Genomic DNA, 7,879 nt, shown 5'->3' with positions numbered 1-7,879 from the left:
ATTGCTGCCATTCGCGCCTGATCGTCAATTGGCGCGAATGTCGGCTTTTGGGACCATGCTTGAGTTGGTACTTGCGGCCATAACGTGACGGGCGCAAAACATCGGCGTCCGTCGAGTTGAACTGACAAACCGGTCATTCAGAGATTGGTTGCTTCAAGAAAAGGAGCTCACAATTCCGGATAACCGGACCATGGTCTTCGATGTGCTCGATCGAAACCGCAAAACGAAAAGCTTGTACAAAATCTGCGAAAAAACCAACGGCCAGGGTCCCGTTGAACGCCTGTTAAGTCAGAATCTGCCACAGGCCCGTTCAGTTACTGCAACCGAGAAGGCAGGGTGCGCGAGTTCGCTTACTCGACCTACGGTCCTGTAAAATTTCTTGACGTCAGCATTTTCTTACATACTTTCCAGATCCTCGCTCGCCGTCTCGTCTGAACTTTTCTCAAACGACTTTGTACACGGCGGCAAAGGAGAGGTCACGTCGCGTAACCCTAACATTCCAGTAAAGTGAACCATCGCGTGGGATCGCCGAGGCTTACGGTGACTCCGACATTCACTTTCGCGTGTCAGTAAGTTCTGGGCCAAAGCTGCACGCCCGTTCACCTATTCCTCTTCTGATTGCTGTTTCATTCATTCCGATCTGCGATTTCAATAAAAACTGTATGGATTCTTTTACAGTTTCGTGATGCCTCGACCGTCGCCATCTCGGAATGTTTCCGCGAGGGACGCGACATAAGCGTAAGTCGTTATTTCTAAAGTGCTTGTTGTAGTTCTGGTCTAGCCTTGCAGCAGTTGGCAGTCCTTTTGCTATGTCCTCGTAAGTGCTTGTTGAAACGAAACTTCAGAGGACTATCACAGGGGGAAGGGGATGGCTAGAGCAACGCGCTCATGGGCTGCTGTTCGGTTTTCGGTGCTGCTGCTCTTCGCGGCCGGCGTATTTGGGAATGCGGCACAAGCAGCGTTACCGCTGATTCGCCCAATGACGAGTGCAGATTCGAAAGCTCGTCTCTCCGAATTCTACGGGAAGCTACCTTTCGGTTTCGAAGCCAACCAGGGCCAGACTGACCCCGCAATAAAATTCAACGCTCGAAGGCTGGAATACCAGTTATTCCTGAATATTACTAATTTCCTGTTAACTTCCCCTATAGAGTATCTTTCGGTGATAACTCTCCTTTTAGCCCAACTTCGTTTATTTTTCAGAAAATCACAAAAATATCCCCTTAAATTATCGACGGCCTACATGGCCAAGACGATCCTAGCAATCTCAATGATCCTCTATGCAGGCAATTGTAATGCCACTATTTATTCTGTTACAGAAATTAGCGCTGAACTAGAAGGTCGAGATATTAATAATTTTGGTGATGTGCTCCTGCAGAAACCATCGTCTTCGGTAACATTTTTGTGGAGTTCTGCGAATGGCTTAAAATCAAGCCCGTGCACCGGTTTCAAGCTTAATGATGTTGGACAAGTTCTAGGCGCGAATAATGTTTGTGATCTGAACACTGGGAAGTATTTCATTTTAAAGCCGCTGCCTAACGATACTCGCCTTATCCCTAACGAAATAAACAATAGAGGAGAGGTAGTAGGCTCCAGTTACGTATATGATGCAGCAAATAATACAATCCCCAGTGTGCGCGCAGTTTTTTACAACAGCACAGGTTCTCCAAGCGATATGGATCTTGCTTACAACCCAAATGACCTAAATCAAACAGATAGCGTAGCCTGGGCAATTAATAATAATGGTCAAGTACCAGTAGTAGGAATCAAAAAAGGAACAGAAAATTATAACGAACCGCATATATTCATCTTTGACAGCAATTCTTCAACGTTGCTGGACCTTGGTGTCGACAAGTGGATTGCTTGGGATATAAATGATAATGGAAAAATACTTCTACATACGGGTTACTGTACAGGTCAATGTCCAACTTTTGAGATTATGGATAGCACAAATGGGAAGGTCAATTCGATCTATGATACATTTGACTTTGGCACACGCGCATTTTATTACGCACATGCTATAAATAACCAAGATAAGGTTATTGGTTCAGTTTCAGTGTATAGCTCAACGGGAGAGAGAACAGAGCAGATTTTCTGGATTTGGGATAAGCGCAATGGAATACGAGATTTAAATGAGCTAATTAGCAAGTTCTCAGGGTATAAGCTCGAGAGCATCATAGATATTAATGATCAGGGGCAAATTCTTGCCACGGCATCCCGTCCCGGATACTCCGGAACTGTCCTATTAAATCCTGCGGGGCCACCGCCAATTCCAACCTCTTTTGGGCAAGCATCTTCCGCTTCACCTACAGGCTTCGCCGCGGAACCCGTCAACACCGCCACCGGCAACTACTACTACCAGCACACCGACCTGAAACTTCCCGGCCGTGGTCTCCCCTTCTCCTTCACCCGCACCTACAACGATCAGGACAGCTACTCGGGTCCCCTGGGGCGCGGTTGGACGCACAGCTACAACGTGCGTCTGACCGAACAGGCCGATGGTTCGGTGGTGATCAAGCAGGGCGACGGGCACGAAGAGTTCTACGATCCGAACGGCGATGGAAGTTATCGCTCCCGATATCCGGGGCTTTACAGCCGCCTGGTGAAGAACGCCGACAACAGTATCACCCTGACGGCCAAGGACCAGACCCGGCAAACCTTCGATGCCGAAGGCCGGTTGATTGCGCTTGCCGATTCAACCGGCAACACCTTGAACTTCGCGTACGATGGCGCCGGCAATCTGACCGCGATCACCGACACGGTCGGCCGGACCGTCAGCCTGAGCTACGATGCCGACAACCATTTGGTGCAACTCACCGATCCAATTGGACGGACGGTCCACTACGCCTATGATGCCGAAGGGCATCTGATTTCGGACACCGATCCCCTGGGGGCGGTCCAGACGTATGCCTACGACGCCGGTCACCATATCACGACGATCACCGACCGGCGCGGCCACACGCTGATCGAAAACACCTATGACGGCCAAGGCCGCGTGGTCGCGCAAAAGAACGGACGCAGCTTTGTGACGACCTTCGCCTATGACAGCCCATCACCCGGTGATACCACCATCACGGATCCTTCCGGGCACACCACGATTCACACCCATGACGGGCTCCGCCGCCTCGTGAAGGACACCGACGGGCTGGGCCATGGGATCCAGTACGTCTATGACGCCCAGAACAACCGGATTCAAGTCACCGACCGGAACGACAACGTCACGAAATACGCCTACGACACGCGCGGCAACGTGACGTCCAAGACCGACGCCAAGGGCCAGGTCACGACGATCGCGTACGACGACTTCAACAACCCGACCCAGCGGACGGACGCCCAGGGCGGCACCACCGCTTTCATCTACGACGGCCACGGGAATCTCACCCAAGTGACCGATCCCCTAGGCCATACCCGCCAAATCGCCTACGACACCACGGGCCAGCCGGTCACGTTGACCGACGCCCTCGGCCGGGTGACGACCCAGACCTTCGACGCCCACGGCAATGTGATCAAGGTCACCGATCCGGTCGGTCAAACCACCACCTATGCCTACGACGGCGCCGGCCGGCGGATCAGCCGGACCGATGCCAACGGCAGCATTACCGCGTTCGTCTACGATGCCGCCGATCGGCTGGTGGAAACGACCGATCCCCTCGGCCATACGACTCGGTTCCGCTACGACGCCAACGGCAACCGCACCGGAATCACTGATCCACTGGGACACGAAACCGTCCTGACCTATAACGCCAATGACTTTCTAACGACGGTAACGGATCCGCTCGGACACGCCACCACCTACGGGTACGACGCGGCCGACCACCGGGTGTCGGTCACCGATCCACGCGGCCACACCACCCAGTTCACCTACGATGCCGCGAATCGCCTGACCGGGGCGACCGATGCGCTGGGACAACACGCGGCATTCGCCTACGACGCACAGGGCAATCTGATCACGAAGACCGACCCGCTGGGTCATACGAGGGGGTGGGCGTACGACAGCCTCAATCGCCGGATCAGCGCGACCGATGCACTCGGCCAGACCACCTATCTGACCTATGATGCACTCGACCGGTTAACGCAGGTCATCGATCCGAATAACCGCAAAACCCGTTACACCTACGATGCGCTCGGACGCCTGACCCAGTCCCTTGATGCTCTGGGCGGCACGGCAAGTTACGCCTATGACGCCGTGAGTAACCGCATTGCGATGACCGATCCGAACGGCCATACCACCACCTACACCTACGATCCCCTCGACCGGCGAGTGGCCGAAGCCGACCCCCTGGGTCATAACGAGACCTACGCCTACGATGCCGTGGGGCACCCCATCCAGCGTACCGATGCGAACGGGAAGGTCACCCAGTACGGCTTCGATGCCGCAGGACGCCTGGAGACGATTTCCTATCCCGATACCTCCACGGTGGCGTTCACTTATGATGCCGTCGGCAACCTCGTCGGCATGACCGATCCCCTCGGCGGAACGGCCTTCACCTACGACGAGCTCAACCGCTTGGTCCAGCAGACCGACCCTTATGCCCAAACGGTGGCGTACGAGTACGACGCCGCCGGCAACCGGGTGGCGGTGGTTTATCCGGACGGCAAGCGGGTGACCTACGTCTATGACGCACTGAACCGGATGCAGTCCGTCACCGATTGGCTGGGCGGTGTAACCACCTATGTGTACGATGCGGCCGGCCGGCTGACGGCGGCGGTCAATCCCAACAGCACCGAGGCGACCTATGCCTACGATGCCGCCGACCGACTCACGCAACTCATCAACTTCAAGCCCGATCAGTCCGTGTTGGCGGGATACAACCTGACGCTGGATCCGGTTGGCAACCGCTTAGGGATCGACCGGACCGAACCCTTGGCGCCGGTATTCGGTCCGCAGATCGACAGCTACAGCTATGACGACGCCAACCGCTTGACTGACCTCAACGGGAAAGCCGTCAGGCATGACGAGAACGGCAACCTGCTGGCGAAACCCGGCGCCACGTTTGAATTCGACATCGAAAACCGATTGATCAGGGTGAATGACGTGGCGGCGGCGACCTACCGCTATGATGGTCTCGGGCATCGGCTCGAGGCGGAACGGAATCACGTGCCAACCCGCTACACGCTCGATCTCTCAAAGCCCCTGAGCGACGTCCTGGTGGAATCGGATTCGACCGGAAAGCCCCAAGCCTATTACGTCTACGGCCTGGGTCTGATTGCCCGCGTCGCTCCCAATGGGGAGGCCCGTTATTACCACTACGACCCCATCGGCAGCACCGTGGCGCTGACCGACCTCAATGGCCAGATCACCGACACCTACACCTACGACCCGTTCGGCCAGGTGATGAATCTCCAGCAATCCACCGACAATCCGTTCCGATTCGTCGGCCAATTCGGGGTGATGGACGAAGGCTTTGGGCTCAACTACGCGCGTGCCCGTTATTACAGCCCGGAACTCGGGCGGTTTATCGGCCAGGACCCGTTGAGGGGCTCCTTGAGTAATGGCCAAACTCTTAATCGGTATGTGTATGCGTTGAATAATCCGGTGAGGTTGGTGGATCCCAGTGGCCTATTTGGTTGGGATGCTTTTGCGAAGGCTGGAGAAGATCTGAAGGATTTTGTTGTACATAGCACAAAAACAATCGGCAATTTAGGTAGTGCAGTGATTCAAGGGGCTGGCGGAAATAAAGTCGACGCCTTTGCTGATACTATCCAGGCACTGAATGAATTTAATGAAGCCAGCAAATCATTAGCCGGATCTGTGGAGAATTCTATTAATGCATTCTTCGATATGGGTCCAACAACTACCGATCAAGGGGTTTTAGATCCGATTATTAACAATAAGACATTCAAAGTAGCACTGGCTGGAGCCGAGGCACTGGAATGGATTTCTTTACCCAAAGATTTAGCCAATATTTTCAATAATGTCGAAAATATTGAAACCGCAATTTCCCATCTTAGCCATCTGCAAATATCTAGCATCCAATCAATATTCATGAGTAGCAAAAAGCTTGCTGGTGCAATGGAAAAATTTGCATTACTTGCCAAGTGGGCTGAGGGTCAAACTGATGACGCTGCGAGTAACAATGCATTAGTTTCAGCATTGAATGACTTTTGGTCTTGGAAGCTGGCTGCGAAATACCAAAGTGAAACACCAAAGAAATAATTGGTGAATACTTGAATGTATCTCAATATAAATTTTCTTTATACATTCACCAACTATTTATGCGCCATATTTGAAGAATAGAATTTTTAAGGCAAGAACATGTGGATTTTTAAGAGCCGACTGCATCAATTAGCACTCCTGATTGTTGGAGTATTGTTATTACCTCAGCTGGTTATTGGAGAATACATTAGCCATACCTATGACGATCTCAACCGTCTCGTCCGCACCGATTACGGCAACGGCACGGTCATCGAATATGCCTACGACGCCGCCGGCAATCGATCGACACAAACTGTTACCGAGCCGCATCCACCACCTCCCCCGCCCAATGTGCCGCCATCCGCAAATGGCGGTCCGGATCAGGTGGTGCGGCTCAACAGCCTGGTGACGCTCGACGGCAGTGCCAGCATCGATCCCGATAACGGTCCAGAGCCTTTAAGCTATCGCTGGCTTCAGATGACCGGCGCCACGCTTACGCTGACGGGTGACCACACATCAAACCTCACCTTCACGCCTGGGCAGGAGGGGGTCTATTCCGTCGCTCTGTTTGTCAGCGATGGCGCGATGGAAAGCCCACCCGATTGGGTTTTTATCACGGTGCCGAAACTCGGCGATCTCGATCAGGACGGCGATGTGGACAACGCCGATCTCAACAGCCTCATGACCGCCCGGAACACGCCGGCGAACGGTCCCAATGACCTGCGGGATTTGAACGGCGATCTGAAAATCGACGCCCTCGATGCCCGAAAGCTCACGCTGCTGTGCACCCGGCCTCGCTGCGCCACTCAATGAATGCTCACTTCAAACTAAGGGTAAGCCTAATGAAACCATTCCAAATGCTGCTCCGCAAAGCCTTGGTGTGCCTGGCGCTGATTCCAGCCACCTCTCAGGCGATCACTCTGAGCGTCAACCCCGTGACCCAAACGGTCGATCCCGGTACCCCCGTGCAGGTCGATCTGGTGATCGCGGGGCTCGGCAATCACACGGCGCCGTCACTCGGGGCATTCGATCTCGATCTTAGTTTCAATGCCGGCGTGTTGGCGTTCACCGGTCTAACTTTCGGGGGAGCGCTGGGTGATGAATTGGCAGGCGAAGCGTTTGTCAGCTTTAGCACCGGCGCGGGAACGGTCAACCTATTCGAGGTGAGTCTGCTCGAGCCCAGTGCGACGGGCTGCATCTTTTGCTTGGCGCCTTATTTGGAGGATTTGCAGACCGACAGTTTCGTTCTGGCAACGCTTGATTTCACGGCCTTGGGTATCGGCACCAGCGCTCTCGGAATCTCGATCAACGCCCTCTCGGATGGATATGGCGATGCCCTGACTGCCGACACCCAAACGGGGCGCGTCACGGTCGCCGCCGCAGCCACCGTGCCGGCGCCCTCGACGCTGTTATTGATGATGGCGGGTCTATTAGGGTTCTGCTATCGAAGCCGCATCGCGGCCTGAGGCTGATCATAACTCTCCAACAAGGATTGAAGTCCTTTGAACGTTCACATCAATTGTGAAGCAAAAAGCAGGGTTTCCGGCCTTCTTTGATTGGTGAGATCACTATTTTAGATTCCCGCCGTGACTTTTGTCGTGAGATGCAACTGTCCGCTTTGCATAAATGGCCTGCCTCTCAGCGAACTGCCACTAAAGACGCCTTTAGGAATTTAGTGCCGTGTGGCCGAAATCAAAGCCGACATTCACGTAGAGTCGAAATCATCAATGCGCGATCGTCGGCTTT

At 53.9% G+C, this 7,879-nt stretch carries 3 protein-coding genes; all 3 read left to right on the top strand.

Translation table 11 applies throughout. The annotated features are described in order from the left end of the window. Positions 1 to 868: 868 nt before the first annotated feature. Positions 869 to 6,154: a DUF6531 domain-containing protein gene (locus tag B2A78_RS25200; RefSeq protein WP_077732812.1), complete on the top strand. Its 5,286-nt coding sequence runs from the start codon at positions 869 to 871 to the stop codon at positions 6,152 to 6,154. A gap of 153 nt (positions 6,155 to 6,307) precedes the next feature. Next, positions 6,308 to 6,946: a hypothetical protein gene (locus tag B2A78_RS25195; protein ID WP_168175557.1), complete on the top strand. Its 639-nt coding sequence runs from the start codon at positions 6,308 to 6,310 to the stop codon at positions 6,944 to 6,946. 29 nt (positions 6,947 to 6,975) lie between these two features. Beyond that, positions 6,976 to 7,599: a cohesin domain-containing protein gene (locus B2A78_RS25190; protein WP_168175556.1), complete on the top strand. Its 624-nt coding sequence runs from the start codon at positions 6,976 to 6,978 to the stop codon at positions 7,597 to 7,599. The last annotated feature ends 280 nt before the right edge of the window (positions 7,600 to 7,879 follow it).

Origin of the sequence: Methylocaldum sp. 14B (genome assembly GCF_002005105.1) — a bacterium.
GTDB lineage: Bacteria > Pseudomonadota > Gammaproteobacteria > Methylococcales > Methylococcaceae > Methylocaldum.
The sequence above is the reverse complement of the archived record's forward strand: the minus strand, read 5'-3'. Positions and strand labels throughout refer to the sequence as shown.

Coding starts and splice junctions, on each gene's coding strand:
- B2A78_RS25200 (WP_077732812.1), top strand. CDS start 869: ATGGCTAGAGCAACGCGCTCATGGGCTGCTGTTCGGTTTTCGGTGCTG.
- B2A78_RS25190 (WP_168175556.1), top strand. CDS start 6,976: ATGAAACCATTCCAAATGCTGCTCCGCAAAGCCTTGGTGTGCCTGGCG.